Here is a 17,135-nt window from a genome sequence, read left to right as displayed (position 1 = left end):
CTGCTGCCCGCCTACTGGACGAGCGACGCGCGGAGGGCGCGGTGGACGCCGTTGGGGGTGAGGACGCCGACGAACTGGGCGCCGTCGCGCACCCCGACCATCAGCCGGTCGTCTCGCAGCATGAGTGCGAGAGCCTCCTCCAGGGTGCTGTCCAGGTCGATGGCCGCGCCGAGCTCGCCGGCGTTGACGCCGTCGAGGGGCTCGAGGTGCGCGCGGTCGATCGGGGTGACCGAGAGCCGGCGCAGCCCCCGCTCCGCACCCACGAAGTCGGCCACGAAGTCGTCGGCGGGGTGCCCGAGCAGCTCGACGGGGGTCGCGTACTGCGCCAGGCGTCCGCCGGCCGCGAAGATCGCGACCCGGTCGCCCATCCGCACGGCCTCGTCGATGTCGTGGGTGACGAGGACGACGGTCTTGCCCAGCTCGCGCTGCAGCCGCAGGAACTCGTCCTGCAGCCGCACCCGCACGACGGGGTCGACGGCGCCGAACGGCTCGTCCATGAGCAGCACCGGCGGGTCGGCCGCCAGCGCCCGCGCGACCCCGACCCGCTGTTGCTGTCCGCCCGAGAGCTGGTGGGGGTAGCGCTCGCCGTACGTCGCCGGGTCCAGCCCGACGAGCTCCAGCAGGTGGTGCGCCCGCTCGCGGGCGGTCGCCCTCGACTCGCCGCACAGCAGCGGCACGGTCATGACGTTGGCGGTGATCCGCTGGTGCGGGAACAGCCCGACCTGCTGGATGACGTAGCCGATGCCGCGGCGCAGCTCGACGGGGTCCTGACCGGTGACGTCGCGTCCGTCGATCTCGATCGTCCCTGTCGAGGGCTCGATCAGCCGGTTGATCATCTTCAGCGTCGTGGACTTGCCACACCCCGACGGGCCGACCAGGCAGACCAGCTCGCCACGGGCCACCTCGAGATCGAGCTCGTGCACGGCCACCGCGCCGTCCTCGTAGGTCTTGCCCACGCCGCTCAGGCGGATCATCGGTGAGGAGTCGTCGCCCGGGGCCGCCGAGCGGGTAGCGTCCATGCGGTGACCCTACCCGCGGCGCTCGTCACCGCAGCGATGTCCGGGCGCGAGCCGACGTGCTACGCCAACACCCAGGAAGCCAACGAGTGGCTGTGCTGGCAGTACGTCGAGGACCGCCGCTCGGAGATCCTCGACGCCCTGGTCTGGCACGTGCAGATCACCCTCGCCGCGCTGGTGCTCGCCACCCTGCTCGCCTTCCCCCTCGCACTGCTCGCCCGCCGGCTGCCGCGAGCGGAGTCCTGGGTGCTCGGCAGCGCGACCGCGATCTACACGATCCCGTCCCTGGCGCTCTTCCCGCTCTTCCTCCCGTTCACCGGGATCTCGGCCACCACCGTCGTCCTCGGGCTCGCGCTCTACGCGCTCACCGTGCTGGTCCGCGCCATCCTCGACGGCCTGCGCGCGGTCCCCGACGAGGTCCGGGAGTCGGCGACGGGCCTCGGCTACGGCCCCGGCAGGCTGCTGCTCAAGGTCGAGCTGCCCCTGGCCCTGCCCGTGATCGTGGCCGGACTGCGGGTCGCCACGGTCTCGACGGTGGCGCTCACCACCGTCGGCAGCCTGGTCGAGCGGACCTACGGCGGTCTGGGCCGGCTCATCGCACACGGCGTGGACGCGAACTTCCGCGCCGAGCTGGTGACCGCATCGGTGCTGTGCGTGCTCCTCGCGCTGGTCCTCGACGCGGTGCTCGTGGTCGTTCAGCGCCTGCTCACCCCCTGGACGAGAGGGGCGCGGACGTGAACGTCTTCGCCGACGCCATGGCCTACCTGTTCGACCCCGCCAGCTGGCGCGGGTACGACGGGATGCTCGCGCTCCTGGTCGAGCAGCTGCTGCTCACCCTGACCGCGATGCTGGTGGCGACCGCCGTCGCCCTGCCGGTCGCGCTCACGCTGGGGCACCTGGGTCGCGGCGGCTTCCTCGCCATCAACGTGACCAACTTCGGTCGCGCCATCCCGACCTTCGCGCTGCTCGCGCTCTTCGTCGTCGCCGACCCCTGGGGCTGGAACGGTGGCAGGTTCCCGGGCGCCGGCGAGCTCGGCCCGTACGGGCGAGCGGGCGCCTCGACCCTGGTGGCGCTCGCACTGTTCGCGCTTCCCCCGATCGTCACGAACGCCTATGTCGCGATGCGTGAGGTGCCGAAGGAGATCGTCGAGGCCGCGCGCGGCATGGGCATGACCGGCTGGCAGCTGTTCCTGCGCGTCGAGCTGCCACTGGCGCTGCCTCTGGTGGTGTCGGGGCTGCGCCTCGCCCTCGTCCAGGTCTGGGCGACCGCCACGATCGCGGCGCTCGTGGTCGGGCCGGGGCTCGGCCGGGTCATCGTGGACGGCTTCGACTCCGAGGACTACGGCAAGGGCATCGCGGGCGCCGTGGTCGTGGCCGTCATGGCGCTCCTGCTCGAGCTCACGGCGGCGCTCGTCGAGCGCTGGGTGCGGCCCGGCGGCGGCCGTCGCGCCCGCGAAGTGGATGGTGAGCTGTCGGCGGCAGCGCCTACTGTGGTCTCGTCGGCCAGCCAGGGCCACTGACGAGGGCGAGCCCCGTCACCGGACACGCGCAGGGACATGCCTGCGGGACACGGAAGGTGCACCATCATGACCCGACGACTCACCTCCTCCCGTCTGCTGGGCGCGGCGGCCGTCGCCGCGTCCCTCGTCCTGGCCGGCTGTGCCGGCGACGACCTGGAGTCCGACGGTGGCGGCGGTGGCGGCGGGGGTGGTGGGGAGAAGGTCACGATCGCCAGCCAGGACTTCGACGAGGCCGCGCTCGTGACCGAGATGTACGCCCAGGTGCTCGACGACGCGGGCTACGACGTCAAGACCCAGCTGGTGGGTCAGCGCGACATCTACCTCAACCAGATGCCCGACGACGTCGACGTCGCCTCGGACTACCTGAGCGGCATCGCCGACCTGGTCAACACCCAGGCCAACGGTGCCGACGCGGAGCCCATCTCCAGCAACGACACCGAGGCCACCGTCGAAGCCGTGACCCCGCTGCTCGCCGACCGGGGGCTCGAGCTGCTCGACCCGTCCCCGGCCAACTCGCAGAACGCCTACTTCATCACCCAGGACTACGCCGAGCAGCTCGGCGGCGCGACCGCGCTGTCCGACCTCGAGGGCGAGTCGGTCACCCTGGCGGCCAACAAGGACTGCCCCGAGCGCGCCGACTGCCAGGCCGGCCTCGAGGACGTCTACGGCATCGACGTCTCGAAGTTCCTCGGCACCGGCTTCGCCTCTCAGCAGACCTACGACTCGGTGATCGACGGCGAGTCGGACCTGGGGCAGACGGGCACGCTCGACGTGACGCTGGAGGACCGCGGGCTGCTGCTGCTCGAGGACGACCTGGGCATCCAGCCGGCCCAGAACTTCATCCCCCTGGTCAGCAGCGACTTCATCGCCGACCACGAGGACGTGGCCGACCGCCTCAACGAGCTCATGGCCGCCCTCGACAACGAGACCCTCGGCGAGCTCCTGGTCCAGGCCACGGTGGACCGCGAGCCGATCCCGGACGTCGCCGAGTCGTTCCTGAAGGAGTCCGGGCTGGTCTGACCCGGCGGTTCCGGCGCTTCGCGGCGGCGGGGTCCGGGCACGACCAGGTAGCAGATCACCCGGGGGTGGCTGGTGATCCGGGTCCGACCCGGTCGCGCTCACAGCTCGGTGTCGCGGACGTCCAGGGCGGCGCGGTCGACGGTGCGGGGGTCGATGACCGGCACGTCGATCCGCGTCCCGCGGTCGTCGGTGACCCGCGGGATGCGCTGACCGGCCAGCCCGGCGGCGTACTCCATCACGGCGGTGGCGTCCTCGCGGCGGCCCTGCTCCACCAGCCAGCCGGTCAGCCGGTGCACCGGCGGCAGCCCGGAGTGGGTGAGTGAGCGCCCCGACCACAGCTCGCGCACGCCGCTGACGAGGAGCTCCCACCACGCGTCGTCGCAGCCCGGGATCTCGACGAAGTAGCGGTGCAGGTCGCCGGGGAGCACCCGGTCCCGAAAGACCTTCGTGACCTTCGTCGAGCCGTACGACTCCACGCTGGCCAGGGCCATCCGCTTGGTTGTCCAGCGGTCCTGGAGGTCCTGCAGGGAGGAGCGCTGCTGCGTGATCGAGGTGCCCTCGGTCCGGACCCGCCAGTGGTAGACGACGTCCGGGATGATCGCGAAGCGCTGCGCGCGCAGGTAGGCGGCGGTCGTGGTGGGCTGGTCCTCGTAGCGGACGCCCTCCGGCCAGCGCAGGCCGCTGCCCTCCCAGAAGGACCGCCGGAACAGCTTGTTCCACGCGAAGACGTCGCCCAGGATCTCGGGCTCACTGTCGATGGCGATCGCCATCCGTTGGCGGTGCATGCGCCGCATCCACGGCGGCTCCCATCGCTGCTCGCCCTCCCACCGCTCGACCGAGCCGGTGACGAAGTCCGACCCGCTGCGCCGCAGCTCGCGCGCCATCGTCGCGTACGCCGTCGGCGGCACCACGTCGTCGGAGTCGGCGAAGGCCAGCAGGTCGGCCGTGACGTGGCGCGCGCCCTCGTTGCGGGCGGCGCCGAGGCCGTGGTTGGCGGTGCGCACCAGCCGCACCGGGTGCCCGGCATCGACGAAGCGCTGCACGCGGACGGCCGAGCCGTCGGTCGAGCCGTCGTCGACCACAACGACCTCGACGTCGACCCCCTCCTGCGCGAGCAGGCTGTCCAGGCAGGCGTCGACGTACTCCTCGACGTCGTAGACGGGGACGACGACGCCCACGCGCGGCCGTGGCCGACGCCCGAACCTCATGGTCGCCCGTACTTCATGCCCGCACGGTATCGACAGCTAGGCTCGTCGCTCGTGAGCGACCCCATTGACGTGACCCCCGAGGACTACCCCCGCAAGGTCCTCTTCGTGGCCGGCGCCGGCCGCAGCGGCACCAGCACGATGGCCGGGCTGATGTCGATCCTCGGTCTGCACGTGCCACAGCCCGAGGTGGACGCCGACGAGACCAACCCCAAGGGCTTCGGGGAGCCGCGCTGGGTCGTCGACCACCACGACCGGCTGCTGAAGGCGGCGCTGGTGCAGGTGAGCGACGCCCGCCCGGAGGCCTGGTTCGAGACGGGGCGGATCTCGACCCGCGAGCCGGAGCGGATCAAGACCGCGCAGTGGCTGGGCGAGCAGTTCGAGGTGAGCCGTGAGCTGGTCGTCAAGGACCCGCGACTGAGCTGGTTCCTCTCGCTGTGGCGCGTCGCGGCCATCCGCAACGACGCGACGCCGGTCTTCGCGACCATGCTGCGCCCGCCGGCGGAGGTGGTCGGGAGCAAGCAGAAGTACTACGCCAACCGGCTGGGCTCCGCTCACCTCGCGGCCTCCTGGCTCAACATGCTGCTGCACACCGAGCGCGCCACCCGGGAGTCCGTGGCCGACGGTGGGCGGGTCTTCGTGCGCTACGCCGACCTGCTCGACGACTGGACGAAGACGACGATGTGGGTGGGGGAGCGGCTGCAGCTGCAGGGCGTCCTGCACGCCAACAGCGAGCAGATCCGTGACGGTCACCGTTTCGTCGACCCCTCACTGCGTCGGATGGGTCAGAGCCTCGCCGACCTGAACCTCCCGCCCAAGCTGCACGAGCTGACCGAGGAGACCTGGACCGAGCTCAACAAGCTGGCCGAGCCCGACGGCGACACCGCCGACGTGCACGCCACGCTCGACCAGCTGCGCGAGGCCTACGTCGACCTGTACGCCGAGGCCGAGGCGATCTCCCGCTCCTCGGTGGTCGCCGCCGAGCAGGCGACCCGCGCTCAGCTGAAGCGGCCCCAGGGCCCGGGCCCGGAGGCCGCGGGCGAGCCGACCCGCGTTGCCGACCGGATCCCGCACGGCCTGCGCGCGGCCATTCCGCCGTCGGTGCGCCGCGGGTTGCGCAGGGCCGCCGGCCGCGCCCGATGAAGGCGACCGGCTCCGGCCTGCAGAACCTCGAGGGCCACACGGACTTCGACATCACCTGGCCCTGGACCCGCCCCGGTGGCCTGCGCGCCGGGAGCACCGCGGTGCTGCGGGTGAAGGACGAGGCGCCGTCGCTGCCGTTCGTGCTGCCGCCGCTGCTGCGCGCCATGAACCACGTGCTGGTCGTCGACAACGGCTCGACGGACGGCACGCCCGACGTCGTGCGCGAGACCGCGGACCGGTCCGGGCGCGCCGACAAGCTCACCTTGACGTCGTACCCCTTCACGGTCGCGCGCGCCGGTGCGGAGCACCTCGCGCAGCACGAGCGGTCGGTGCACTCGCTGGCCTACTTCTACAACTGGTGCTTCGCGCAGGTGCAGACCCGTTACTCGTGGAAGTGGGACGGCGACATGGTCCTCACCACCGAGGGCGAGACCTCCCTCGCCGACCTGGCGTGGCAGGTCGGCGACGTGCAGTCGATCATCCGGGTGCCTCGCCACGGCCTGTACCTCGACGGCGACCGGCACGGCTACCTCGACCTCGGGCTGCGCAACGCCGAGGAGTGGGGCTACCCGATGGGGCCGGACTTCGTGTTCACCAAGGCCTTCGAGTGGGAGGTTCGTACGACGCCCGAGCGGGTGCGCTCGATCGGGCTGCCGCACGGCCTGTGCGTGGAGCTGAAGTACCTCGACGGGGACGAGTTCGCCCACTGGACCGACCCCGCGTCGTTCGCCACCAGCTTCCGCAACAAGCGCAAGCGCCGCGAGTGGGCGGTCTTCAACGCCCTCCGCGAGGGCACCGTCCTGCCTGGCGTGCACGAGATCCACGCGCCCGACGGCGTCCACATCGTCGACCACGTCACCCGCGAGTGGCTCCCCCAAGCACCCCGCCCCCTCGACGTCGGCTCGGTCGTCACCTCCGACGACGCGGCCGGGCGCTGACCACACCGGTCCCAAGATTCACCGGGCACCCGGTGAATCTCGTGCCTCCTGTACGAAGCTTCGTCGGGGAGGCATGAGTTTCACCGGGCACCCGGTGAATCTCCCGTGGGCGCCCAAACCAAGTGTGTCGGCTAGGTCACGTCACTCCCCGTTCACAGACGGGAAACAACCGCGTACCTTCGGTGTTGCCTAGGTAGCAGACACCAGACGAGCACACGTCCGGTACCCACACCGGCCCGCGCGAGCGGGTGGTCGGAGGGACTGGAACGAAAGGTTCGAACATGACGCAGCACCTTCGGGTGGGTGTCGTCGGCGCGGGTCGCGTCGGCGCAGTACTCGCCTCCCGGCTCCGCTCCGCGGGTCACGAGATCGTGGCCGCCGCCGGCGAGTCCGACGCCTCGCACCAGCGCATCGCCGCGCTCCTCCCGGGCGTGCCGACCGAGAAGCCCAGCAGCGTCGCCCGCGTGAGCGACCTGCTGCTGCTGACGGTCCCCGACGACATGCTGCCCAACGTCGTCTCCATGCTGAGCGCGAGCGGCGCCCTCCGCGAGGGCCAGTACGTCGTGCACACGTCGGGCCGCCACGGCCTCGAGGTGCTCGCGCCGGCGGCGGCCGTGGGTGCCCGCGTCGTCGCCATGCACCCGGCCATGACCTTCACCGGCACCGAGCTCGACCTCGACCGCCTGGACGGCTGCGTGTTCGGCCTGACCGCCGGGGCGGACGAGCGGGCCTTCGCGGAGTCGCTGGTCGCCGACCTCGGAGGACGCCCCATGTGGGTGCCCGAGGAGAGCCGCACGCTCTACCACGCCGCGCTGGCCCACGGCGCCAACCACCTGGTCACCCTCGTGACCGAGGCGATGGAGCTGCTCACCGCGGCAGGCGCCGACGACCCGGCCGCGACCCTGCGCCCGCTGCTCTCGGCCGCGCTCGACAACGCGCTCGCCCAGGGCGACGCCGCGCTGACCGGCCCGATCGTGCGCGGCGACGCCAACACCGTGGCGGCCCACCTCCAGGAGATCGCGCTCAAGGCGCCGCAGACGATGGCGTCGTACGTCGCCCTGGGCCGCGCCACGCTCGGCCGCGCCGTCACGGACGGGCGGCTGGTGCCGATCCGGGCGCTCAAGATCAACCAACTCCTCGACGAGGCGCTGGCCGAGAGCGCGGCGCAGCCGGTCTACCTGCGCGACCTGCGCGACGCCCGCTGAGCGGCACGATGACCAGGCCCGTCCTCGCCTCCACGCGCCAGGAGCTCGCCGAGCTCCTGGCGCCGGCCCGCGCCCGCGGGGCCCGGGTCGGCTTCGTGCCCACGATGGGCGCGCTGCACGCCGGCCACGCCAGCCTCATGCGGGTCGCCCGCGACGCCGTGGACGGACCCGTGGTCGCCTCGATCTTCGTGAACCCGATGCAGTTCGGGGCCGACGAGGATCTCGACCGCTACCCGCGCACCCTGGACCAGGACCTCGAGGTCTGCGGCCGCGAGGGCGTCGACGTGGTGTTCGCGCCGTCGGTCGAGGAGGTCTACCCGGGCGGCGAGCCGATGGTCACCATCGACCCCGGCCCGCTCGCCGGCATTCTGGAGGGCCGCATCCGGCCGACCCACTTCCGCGGCGTGCTGATCGTGGTCGCCAAGCTGCTCGGCCTGGTGCGGCCCGACGTCGCGGTCTTCGGCGAGAAGGACTACCAGCAGCTGGTCCTCGTACGGCGCATGGTCGCCGACCTCTGCCTCGGCGTCGACGTGCTCGGGGCCGAGACCGAGCGCGAGCCCGACGGGCTCGCGCTCTCCAGCCGCAACCGCTACCTCGACCCCGAGCAGCGGCAGGAGGCCGTGGTGCTGAGCCGGGCGCTGCTCGCCGCTCGTGCGGAGGCGCAGTACGGCGTCAACGCCGCCCTGGCCGCGGCCCGCGCCGAGCTGCGCACCGCCAAGGCGGTCGACCTGGACTACCTCGCGCTCACGACGCCGGAGCTCGGCGACCTGCCCGACCAGGTGCCCCCCGGCACCGAGGCCAGGATCCTGGTCGCCGCCCGCCTGGGCGCCACCCGTCTCATCGACAACATGCCCCTGGTCATCGGGACCGTCGGCAGCCCCGCCACGCGTGAAGGGAGCAGCTGATGCTGCGGACCATGATGAAGAGCAAGATCCACCGGGCCACGGTCACCCAGGCCGACCTGCACTACGTCGGCTCGGTCACGGTCGACGAGGACCTGCTCGACGCCGCCGACCTGCTGTCCGGCGAGCTCGTCCACATCGTCGACATCACCAATGGCGCCCGCCTCGAGACCTACACGATCGCTGGCGAGCGGGGCAGCGGCGTCATCGGCATCAACGGCGCCGCGGCCCGCCTCGTGCACCCCGGCGACCTGGTCATCCTGATCGGCTACGGCCAGATGGACACCGCCGAGGCCAAGGAGCTCAAGCCGCACGTCGTCTTCGTCGACGCCGACAACAAGATCCTGGCCACGGGCTTCGACCCGGCCGAGACGTTCCAGGGTGCCGGGCTGGTCCGCGGGGACACCACGGTGACCGGCTAGATTCTGCGGATGCCTAGGGAGCGCTCGTTCGACCCGCCCGTGAGCCGGGTCCCCGCGCGCCTGACCGCGCCCGAGCCGGGCTGGACCACGCGGTCCGACGTCGTCGTCATCGGGTCCGGCATCGCGGGGCTCACCGCCGCCCTGCGGCTCAAGGACCACGTGGACAAGGTCCTGGTCGTCACCAAGGACGTGCTGGCCGCCGGCTCGACGCAGTGGGCGCAGGGCGGCATCGCCGCCGCGCTCGGAGAGGGCGACACCCCCGAGGAGCACGAGGTCGACACCCTCGTCGCGGGCGCCGGAGCCTGTGACCCGGACGCCGTACGGATCCTGGTCAACGAGGGGCCCGAGGCGGTCCGCGAGCTGATCGCGCTCGGCACCAACTTCGACCACGACGACGACGGCCTCATCTCGCTCACCCGCGAGGGCGGCCACCACCGCGACCGCATCGCCCACGCCGGCGGCGACGCCACCGGCGCCGAGATCCAGCGGGCGCTGATCGAGGCCGTCGCGGCGGCCCCCGAGATCGAGGTCGTCCAGCACGCGCTGGCCGTCGACCTGCTGCTCGCCGCGGACGGCGGCGTGGCCGGTGTGACGCTGCACGTCATGGGCGAGGGACAGCGCGACGGCGTGGGCGCCGTGCACTGCCGAGCGGTGGTGCTGGCCAGCGGCGGCCTCGGCCAGGTCTTCAGCCAGACCACGAACCCGTCGGTCTCCACCGGTGACGGCATGGCGCTGGCGCTGCGGGCCGGCGCGACGCTGCGGGACCTGGAGTTCGTGCAGTTCCACCCGACGGTGATGTACCTCGGCGCCGACTCCCACGGCCAGCAGCCGCTCATCTCGGAGGCGGTGCGGGGCGAGGGCGCCTTCCTCGTCGACTTCGAGGGGAACCGCCTGATGGAGGGGGTCCACCCGCTCGGAGACCTGGCGCCGCGCGACGTCGTGGCCAAGGCGATCATGAAGCGGATGCTGGAGGCCGGCCGGCCGCACATGTGGCTCGACGCCCGCCACCTCGGCGCGGAAGAGTCGAGCGAAGCGAGCGTGTCAAGATTCTGGGAGCGGCGCTTCCCCACCATCCTCGCGACGGCCCGCGCCCACGGCGTCGACCCGGTCACCGAGCTGATCCCGGTCGCGCCGGCCTGCCACTACGCCTCGGGCGGGGTCCTCACCGACCTGCACGGGCGCTCCGGCGTCCCCGGCCTCTACGCCACCGGCGAGGTCGCCTGCTCGGGCGTCCACGGCGCCAACCGGCTGGCCTCCAACTCGCTGCTGGAGGGCCTGGTGTTCTCCCGCCGGATCGCCACGGTGCTGCCCGGCGAGCTGCGCCCGTGGGCCGACCCCGTCGCCGACCAGCGGCCCGAGGGACTGGTGCCCGGCGGCGTACGCGCGGAGCTGCAGGAGGTCATGACCTCCAAGGTGGGCGTGCTGCGCACGGCCTCGGGGCTCGCCGACGCGACCGGGATGCTGGACAAGCTGGCCGGGACCCCGGCCGAGCTGGTCGACCTGGAATCGTGGGAGACCACCAACCTGCTCACCATCAGCGCTGCCCTGGCCGCCGCGGCGATGCTGCGGGAGGAGACCCGCGGCTCGCACTGGCGCGAGGACTTCCCCGAGCGCGACGACGCCCGCTGGTCGGGCCACTTCGACACGGTCTTCGTGGAGGGCTCCTCGGTCCCGACCTTCCGCTCCGCCCCACCCAGCGACGGAGGTCTCGCATGAAGTTCCACCGCCCACCCCACGAGCTCGTGGAGGAGCTGATGGCCGCCGATCTCGGCCACCAGGAGCTGGTCGACCTCGTGTACCTCGGGCTGCAGGAGGACCTGCCGGGAGACACCGTCGACGTCACCTCCGAGTCGACGATCGGTCCCGACGCGCGCGCCGAGGCGGTCTTCGCGGCCCGCGAGGAGGGCGTCGTGGCCGGGCTCGGGGTCGCCGCCCTGGTGTTCGCGGTCGTGATGGGCGACGACGTGGAGGTCGCCGACCGGCTCCCCGACGGGACCCGGGTGAGTGCGGGCGACGTGGTGATGCGCGTGGCCGGCCCCACCCGTGGGCTGCTCACCGCCGAGCGCACGGCCCTCAACTTCGCCAGCCACCTGTCCGGTGTCGCGACCGCCACCTCGCACTGGGTGGCGGCGCTCGAGGGCACCAGGGCGCGGGTGCTCGACACCCGCAAGACCCTGCCGGGCTACCGGGCGCTGCAGAAGTACGCCGTGCGCTGCGGCGGCGGCGTCAACCATCGCGTCAGCCTGGCCGACCGGGCGATGGTCAAGGACAACCACGTCATCGCCGCGGGCGGGGTGGTGCCGGCCTATCGCGCCGTGCAGGCGGCGTACCCGGGCCTGCGGGTGGAGGTCGAGGTGACCGACCTGGAGCAGCTGCGCGAGCTGCTGGCGGTCGGCTGCAACGAGATCCTGCTCGACAACATGTCCACCGAGACGATGGCCGAGGCGGTCCGGATCACCGACGGCCGGGCCACGCTGGAGGCCTCGGGCGGCCTCACGCTGGAGCGGGCCCGCGAGGTGGCCGAGACCGGCGTCGACTTCATCTCGGTCGGCGCCCTGACCCACTCGGTGAAGGTCTTCGACCTGGGCATGGACCTCCAGGACCGATGAGCCTGCTCGCGGCCGACATCGGCAACGCCCACACCGTCCTCGGGCTCATCGCCGACGGCCGGGTGAGCGCCGACTGGCGGGTCTCCACGGACGAGCACCGCACCTCCGACGAGTGGGCGGTCATGCTGCGCGGGCTGCTCGGCGACGCGCTCGCCCAGGTCCAGGGCATCGTGGTCTGCTCGACGGTGCCGGCCGTCCTGCACGAATGGCGCGACATGCTGCCGCGCCACTTCGGGGGCGTGCCCCACGTGGTCGTGGAGCCGGGGGTGCGCACCGGAGTTCCGGTGCTGATGGACAATCCACGCGAAGTCGGGTCCGATCGGATAATCAATGCGCTGGCCGCGGCGACGGTTTATGGCGGACCGGCCATCGTGGTCGACTTCGGCGGGACCGCGACCACATTCGACGTGGTCAGCGCGCAGGGGCAGTATGTCGGCGGCGCCATCGCGCCCGGCATCGAGATCTCGCTCGAGGCCCTCGGCGCCCGCGGCGCCCAGCTGCGCAAGGTGGAGCTGCAGCGTCCGCGCTCGGTCATCGCCAAGAACACCGTCGAGGCGTTGCAGTCGGGCATGGTCTTCGGCGTGGCCAGCCAGGTCGAGGGGATCGTCGACCGCATGCGCGCCGAGCTCGGGGCCGACGCCGAGCGATTGCGCGTCGTGGCCACCGGATATCTCGCCCCGCTGGTGATCGAGGAATGTCGATGCTTTACCGATCATTCGCCTTGGCTCACGCTGATGGGTCTCGAATTGGTGTTCCACAGGAATACGTGAGCGACAAATTCCTTTTTGCGCTCGGTAATGTCAAGATGGAACGCCCGTATATCCCCCACTGAAGAGGTCTGCAATGGCGCAGAAGGTCAACATCGTGCTCGTCGACGACATCGACGGCTCCGAGGCCACCGAGACCGTGGTGTTCGGCCTCGACGGCACGTCGTACGAGATCGACCTGAACGACAAGAACGCCGCGGCTCTGCGCGACGCGCTTAGCCCCTACGTCGGCCACGCCCGCAAGTCCGGGAGTGCCGGCGCCCGCCGTGCCGCCAAGAAGTCCAGCGCCGCCGGCCCCAGCGCCCGCGAGGTCCGGGACTGGGCCCGCTCCAACGGCTACACGGTCCCCGACCGCGGACGCATCCCCGCCGACGTCCGCTCCGCCTTCGACGCCGCCAACTGACGCACCCCGCGCCGGCGTACCGCGCGCGCCACGCTGACCCGTCACGAACTTTGTGACGGGTCAGCGTCATTTGCGTGAGTTGGTGACGGGTCGGCGGCCGCGTCTGTTCGCTGTGGGCGGACGCGGTTGGGCGCTCACCGGGAACGCGTAGGCTGTCCGCGGGGTTAGTTCTCTATGTTCCGCCTTCGTCCGACCCAGGACGAGGCGGCCCCGTTGATCTTCAGGAGCGATGCGCATGTTCGAGCGGTTTACTGACCGAGCCCGACGGGTGGTCGTGCTGGCCCAAGAAGAGGCCCGCATGCTCTCCCACAACTACATTGGGACCGAGCACATCCTGCTCGGCCTCATCCACGAGGGCGAAGGCGTCGCCGCGAAGGCGCTCGAGAGCCTGGACATCTCACTGGAGGCGGTGCGCGCCCAGGTCGAGGAGATCATCGGCCAGGGCCAGCAGGCGCCCAGCGGCCACATCCCCTTCACCCCGCGGGCCAAGAAGGTCCTCGAGCTGTCCCTGCGCGAGGCGCTGCAGCTCGGCCACTCCTACATCGGCACCGAGCACATCCTGCTCGGCCTGATCCGTGAGGGCGAGGGCGTCGCCGCCCAGGTGCTGCAGAAGCTGGGCGCCGACCTCAACCGGGTCCGCCAGCAGGTCATCCAGCTGCTCTCGGGCTTCCAGGGCAAGGAGTCGACCGCCTCGGCGGCCGCCCAGGGCAGTGGCGCGGACGCGCCCTCCTCGTCGCTGGTGCTCGACCAGTTCGGCCGCAACCTGACCCAGGACGCCCGCGAGGGCAAGCTGGACCCGGTCATCGGCCGCGAGCAGGAGATCGAGCGGGTCATGCAGATCCTCTCGCGCCGCACGAAGAACAACCCGGTCCTCATCGGCGAGCCCGGCGTCGGCAAGACCACGATCGTGGCCGGCCTGGCGCAGGACATCGTGCGCGGCAGCGTCCCCGAGACGCTCAAGGACAAGCAGATCTACACCCTGGACCTCGGCGCGCTCGTCGCCGGCTCCCGCTACCGCGGTGACTTCGAGGAGCGCCTGAAGAAGGTGCTCAAGGAGATCCGCACCCGCGGCGACATCGTGCTGTTCATCGACGAGATCCACACCCTCGTCGGCGCCGGCGCAGCCGAGGGCGCGATAGACGCGGCCAGCATCCTCAAGCCGATGCTGGCCCGCGGCGAGCTGCAGACCATCGGCGCGACCACGCTCGACGAGTACCGCAAGTACCTCGAGAAGGACGCCGCGCTCGAGCGCCGCTTCCAGCCGATCCAGGTCTCCGAGCCCTCCATCGCTCACACGATCGAGATGCTCAAGGGCCTGCGCGACCGCTACGAGGCGCACCACCGCGTGACGATCACCGACGAGGCGCTGGTCTCGGCGGCGACGCTGGCCGACCGCTACATCTCCGACCGCTTCCTTCCGGACAAGGCGATCGACCTCATCGACGAGGCCGGCTCACGGCTGCGGATCCGTCGCATGACGGCCCCCGCCGACCTGCGTGAGTACGACGACAAGATCGCCGAGGTGCGCCAGCGCAAGGAGGGCGCCATCGACGGTCAGGACTTCGAGGCGGCCGCGCGGCTGCGCGACGAGGAGAAGCAGCTCATCCAGAAGAAGGCCGAGCGCGAGAAGCAGTGGCGCGCCGGCGACATGGACGAGGTCGCCGAGGTCGACGAGGAGCTGATCGCCGAGGTGCTGGCGGTCGCGACCGGGATCCCGATCGTCAAGCTCTCCGAGGAGGAGTCCACGCGGCTGCTCAAGATGGAGGACGAGCTCCACAAGCGGGTCATCGGCCAGGAAGAGGCCGTCCGGGCGCTGTCGCGGGCCATCCGCCGTACCCGCGCCGGGCTGAAGGACCCCAAGCGCCCCGGCGGCTCGTTCATCTTCGCCGGCCCGTCCGGTGTCGGTAAGACGTGGCTGTCCAAGACGCTCGCGGAGTTCCTCTTCGGCGACGAGGACGCGCTGATCCAGCTCGACATGAGCGAGTTCAGCGAGAAGCACACCGTCTCGCGGCTGTTCGGCTCGCCTCCGGGCTACGTCGGCTACGAGGAGGGCGGGCAGCTCACCGAGAAGGTGCGCCGCAAGCCGTTCTCCGTCGTCCTCTTCGACGAGGTCGAGAAGGCGCACCCGGACATCTTCAACAGCCTGCTGCAGATCCTCGAGGAAGGTCGCCTGACCGACTCGCAGGGCCGGGTCGTCGACTTCAAGAACACCGTCATCATCATGACGACCAACCTCGGCACCCGCGACATCAACAAGTCCGTCAACCTGGGCTTCCAGCAGTCGGGTGACGCCGCGGGCTCCTATGAGCGGATGAAGAGCAAGGTCGCCGACGAGCTCAAGCAGCACTTCCGGCCCGAGTTCCTCAACCGTGTCGACGAGATCATCGTCTTCCCGCCGCTCTCGCGCGAGCAGATCATCTCCATGGTCGACAACATGATCACGGCCGTCGAGCTCCGGCTCCGCGACCGCGACATGAGCCTGGAGCTGACGCAGCCCGCCAAGGACCTGCTGGCCGAGCGTGGCTTCGACCCGGTGCTCGGAGCGCGTCCGCTGCGGCGCACGATCCAGCGCGAGATCGAGGACACCCTGGCCGAGAAGATGCTCTTCGGCGAGGTCGGCCCGGGCCAGATCGTCCTGGTCGACGTGGAGGGCGAGGGAGCGAGCGCGACCTTCACCTTCGAGGGTCAGAAGGTCGGGGCGCTGCCCGACCTGCCGCCGTTCGAGACCGCCGAGGTCGGCCTGGCCGAAGGGCCCGACGACTCCGACGGCCCGATCGACGTGCCGCGCGAGAACGAGGCGTAGCCACCAGCACGCACAGGAGCCCCACCGGTCCGCCGGTGGGGCTCCTGTCGCGTCCGGGCCCACTGGCTAGGCTCGCGGCATGATCTTCACCGTCACCACGGTCAAGGACACCTTGGCCAACGTGCAGCGGTTCGTGGCGGGCAACCTCGCGGGCGGCGCCGACCACCTGTTCGTGTTCCTCGACGGCCCCGACCCCGAGGTGCGGGCGTTCCTGGACTCCCACCCGCACGTCACCTGCGTCCGCACCGACAAGACCTGGTGGCTGGGCGAACGGCCGGCCGAGCTCAACGTCCGGCAGCGGATCAACGCCAACCTGGTGAAGGTGCTGCTCAGCACGCTCCCGGAGGCGGAGTGGCTCTTCCACGTCGACGGCGACGAGATCGTGCAGATCGACCGCGATGTCCTGGGCGCCGTGCCGGGCGACGTAGAGGTGGTCAAGCTCGCCCCGCTGGAGGCGGTGAGCCGTAAGCACTGGGACCAGGACCCGACCTGGTTCAAGAAGATGCTGGGCAAGGACGACCTGACCCTCCTGCACGTCCTGGGGGCGATCAAGCGTCCGCACAACGGCGCGCTCTTCCATGGGCACCTCGAGGGCAAGAGCGGCTTGCGTCCCCGGCTGGACCGGTGGCTGACGCTGCACCACGTCGTCCTGGCCGACAAGAGCCGGGTCGACCCGTACACCCACGACGCCCTGACGGTGCTGCACTACGAGTCGTTCAGCGGGGAGGACTTCGTGCGCAAGTGGACCTCGATGCTGGACGCCGGCCCCACGTTCGGGCTGCGCTCCGGGCGCGAACCCACGGCCGTGGCGCTGCGCACGCTGGTGTCCCTGGGCCTCAGCGAGGAGCAGGCGGCGCCGTACCTGATGCGGATCTTCGAGCGCACCACCGAGGACGACTTCGACACCCTGCGCGACCTCGGGCTGCTGGTGGAGGTGGACCCACGAGAGGGCACCCACCGGCCGGAGGCGCTGGGCAACGACGCGCGCCAGCATCTCGACGGCCTGCTGGCCCGGCTGCGAGAGGAGCCCAAGGGGATCTTCCACCCCTACCGCTCGCCCGGCGCCGACCGTGAGGCCCTCAAGCGCGCCCAGGGCGCGCCGAAGGGCGTGCGCGGCCTCCTGCGCCGGTCCTGACGCCGACCGGTCACGAGGAGGCCGGGGCAACCGGAGGGCCGGGTTAG

At 71.5% G+C, this 17,135-nt stretch carries 16 protein-coding genes; 14 read left to right on the top strand and 2 right to left on the bottom strand.

What is annotated here, in order from left to right:
* Positions 1–11 precede the first annotated feature (11 nt).
* Entirely contained in the window at positions 12–1,019 is a 1,008-nt protein-coding gene (locus LRP67_RS00840) for an ABC transporter ATP-binding protein (RefSeq protein WP_269210899.1), read from the bottom strand.
* A 3-nt stretch (positions 1,020–1,022) separates the two neighbouring features.
* On the opposite strand from LRP67_RS00840, the gene LRP67_RS00835 reads away from it, so the two are divergent.
* The 3 genes from LRP67_RS00835 (at position 1,023) to LRP67_RS00825 (ending at position 3,556) form a co-directional block, all read left to right on the top strand.
* Positions 1,023–1,754 carry an ABC transporter permease gene (locus LRP67_RS00835; protein WP_231268129.1) on the top strand — a complete coding sequence of 244 codons (732 nt, stop codon included), beginning with the start codon at positions 1,023–1,025 and terminating at the stop codon, positions 1,752–1,754.
* A complete protein-coding gene (locus tag LRP67_RS00830) occupies positions 1,751–2,536 on the top strand; it encodes an ABC transporter permease (protein WP_231268127.1) in 786 nt (261 codons plus the stop codon). Before LRP67_RS00835 ends, LRP67_RS00830 begins: the two co-directional genes overlap by 4 nt.
* A 66-nt stretch (positions 2,537–2,602) precedes the next feature.
* Entirely contained in the window at positions 2,603–3,556 is a 954-nt protein-coding gene (locus tag LRP67_RS00825; RefSeq protein ID WP_231268126.1) for a glycine betaine ABC transporter substrate-binding protein, read from the top strand.
* 98 nt (positions 3,557–3,654) lie between these two features.
* On the opposite strand, the gene LRP67_RS00820 is transcribed toward LRP67_RS00825, so the two are convergent.
* A complete protein-coding gene (locus LRP67_RS00820) occupies positions 3,655–4,764 on the bottom strand; it encodes a glycosyltransferase family 2 protein (RefSeq protein ID WP_231268124.1) in 1,110 nt (369 codons plus the stop codon).
* 51 nt (positions 4,765–4,815) lie between these two features.
* Between LRP67_RS00820 and LRP67_RS00815 the strand changes: the two genes are divergently transcribed.
* From LRP67_RS00815 to LRP67_RS00765, 11 genes are all read left to right on the top strand, one after another.
* Positions 4,816–5,904, top strand: coding sequence for a sulfotransferase family protein (locus tag LRP67_RS00815; RefSeq protein WP_231268122.1), 1,089 nt, complete (start codon positions 4,816–4,818; stop codon positions 5,902–5,904).
* A complete protein-coding gene (locus LRP67_RS00810) occupies positions 5,901–6,842 on the top strand; it encodes a glycosyltransferase (RefSeq protein ID WP_231268120.1) in 942 nt (313 codons plus the stop codon). Before LRP67_RS00815 ends, LRP67_RS00810 begins: the two co-directional genes overlap by 4 nt.
* Before the next feature lie 281 nt (positions 6,843–7,123).
* Positions 7,124–8,047: a Rossmann-like and DUF2520 domain-containing protein gene (locus LRP67_RS00805; protein ID WP_231268118.1), complete on the top strand. Its 924-nt coding sequence runs from the start codon at positions 7,124–7,126 to the stop codon at positions 8,045–8,047.
* 8 nt (positions 8,048–8,055) lie between these two features.
* On the top strand, positions 8,056–8,952 hold the full coding sequence (gene panC, locus LRP67_RS00800) for a pantoate--beta-alanine ligase (protein ID WP_231268116.1): 897 nt from the start codon (positions 8,056–8,058) through the stop codon (positions 8,950–8,952).
* Positions 8,952–9,371 (top strand): aspartate 1-decarboxylase, encoded by a 420-nt coding sequence (panD, locus tag LRP67_RS00795; RefSeq protein WP_231268115.1) that lies wholly within the window; start codon positions 8,952–8,954, stop codon positions 9,369–9,371. Before panC ends, panD begins: the two co-directional genes overlap by 1 nt.
* 9 nt (positions 9,372–9,380) lie before the next feature.
* Positions 9,381–11,087, top strand: coding sequence for an L-aspartate oxidase (locus tag LRP67_RS00790; RefSeq protein ID WP_231268114.1), 1,707 nt, complete (start codon positions 9,381–9,383; stop codon positions 11,085–11,087).
* Positions 11,084–11,980 carry a carboxylating nicotinate-nucleotide diphosphorylase gene (nadC, locus tag LRP67_RS00785; protein ID WP_231268111.1) on the top strand — a complete coding sequence of 299 codons (897 nt, stop codon included), beginning with the start codon at positions 11,084–11,086 and terminating at the stop codon, positions 11,978–11,980. Before LRP67_RS00790 ends, nadC begins: the two co-directional genes overlap by 4 nt.
* Positions 11,977–12,750 (top strand): type III pantothenate kinase, encoded by a 774-nt coding sequence (locus LRP67_RS00780; RefSeq protein ID WP_231268109.1) that lies wholly within the window; start codon positions 11,977–11,979, stop codon positions 12,748–12,750. Before nadC ends, LRP67_RS00780 begins: the two co-directional genes overlap by 4 nt.
* A gap of 73 nt (positions 12,751–12,823) precedes the next feature.
* Positions 12,824–13,150: an Lsr2 family protein gene (locus tag LRP67_RS00775; protein WP_231268107.1), complete on the top strand. Its 327-nt coding sequence runs from the start codon at positions 12,824–12,826 to the stop codon at positions 13,148–13,150.
* Positions 13,151–13,385: 235 nt separating this feature from the next.
* The gene (locus tag LRP67_RS00770; RefSeq protein ID WP_231268106.1) at positions 13,386–15,953 is read left to right on the top strand and encodes an ATP-dependent Clp protease ATP-binding subunit; all 2,568 of its coding nucleotides are present in this window, start codon (positions 13,386–13,388) and stop codon (positions 15,951–15,953) included.
* A gap of 79 nt (positions 15,954–16,032) precedes the next feature.
* Positions 16,033–17,088: a glycosyltransferase family 2 protein gene (locus LRP67_RS00765; RefSeq protein WP_231268104.1), complete on the top strand. Its 1,056-nt coding sequence runs from the start codon at positions 16,033–16,035 to the stop codon at positions 17,086–17,088.
* The last annotated feature ends 47 nt before the right edge of the window (positions 17,089–17,135 follow it).

It is taken from the genome of Nocardioides sp. cx-169 (genome assembly GCF_021083605.1).
Taxonomy (GTDB): domain Bacteria; phylum Actinomycetota; class Actinomycetes; order Propionibacteriales; family Nocardioidaceae; genus Nocardioides.
This window is presented reverse-complemented; position numbering and strand designations above follow the sequence as displayed.

Coding starts and splice junctions, on each gene's coding strand:
- panC (WP_231268116.1), top strand. CDS start 8,056: ATGACCAGGCCCGTCCTCGCCTCCACGCGCCAGGAGCTCGCCGAGCTC.
- LRP67_RS00805 (WP_231268118.1), top strand. CDS start 7,124: ATGACGCAGCACCTTCGGGTGGGTGTCGTCGGCGCGGGTCGCGTCGGC.
- LRP67_RS00810 (WP_231268120.1), top strand. CDS start 5,901: ATGAAGGCGACCGGCTCCGGCCTGCAGAACCTCGAGGGCCACACGGAC.
- nadC (WP_231268111.1), top strand. CDS start 11,084: ATGAAGTTCCACCGCCCACCCCACGAGCTCGTGGAGGAGCTGATGGCC.
- LRP67_RS00775 (WP_231268107.1), top strand. CDS start 12,824: ATGGCGCAGAAGGTCAACATCGTGCTCGTCGACGACATCGACGGCTCC.
- LRP67_RS00820 (WP_231268124.1), bottom strand. CDS start 4,764: ATGAGGTTCGGGCGTCGGCCACGGCCGCGCGTGGGCGTCGTCGTCCCC.
- LRP67_RS00790 (WP_231268114.1), top strand. CDS start 9,381: ATGCCTAGGGAGCGCTCGTTCGACCCGCCCGTGAGCCGGGTCCCCGCG.
- LRP67_RS00770 (WP_231268106.1), top strand. CDS start 13,386: ATGTTCGAGCGGTTTACTGACCGAGCCCGACGGGTGGTCGTGCTGGCC.
- LRP67_RS00825 (WP_231268126.1), top strand. CDS start 2,603: ATGACCCGACGACTCACCTCCTCCCGTCTGCTGGGCGCGGCGGCCGTC.
- LRP67_RS00840 (WP_269210899.1), bottom strand. CDS start 1,019: ATGGACGCTACCCGCTCGGCGGCCCCGGGCGACGACTCCTCACCGATG.
- panD (WP_231268115.1), top strand. CDS start 8,952: ATGCTGCGGACCATGATGAAGAGCAAGATCCACCGGGCCACGGTCACC.
- LRP67_RS00780 (WP_231268109.1), top strand. CDS start 11,977: ATGAGCCTGCTCGCGGCCGACATCGGCAACGCCCACACCGTCCTCGGG.
- LRP67_RS00765 (WP_231268104.1), top strand. CDS start 16,033: ATGATCTTCACCGTCACCACGGTCAAGGACACCTTGGCCAACGTGCAG.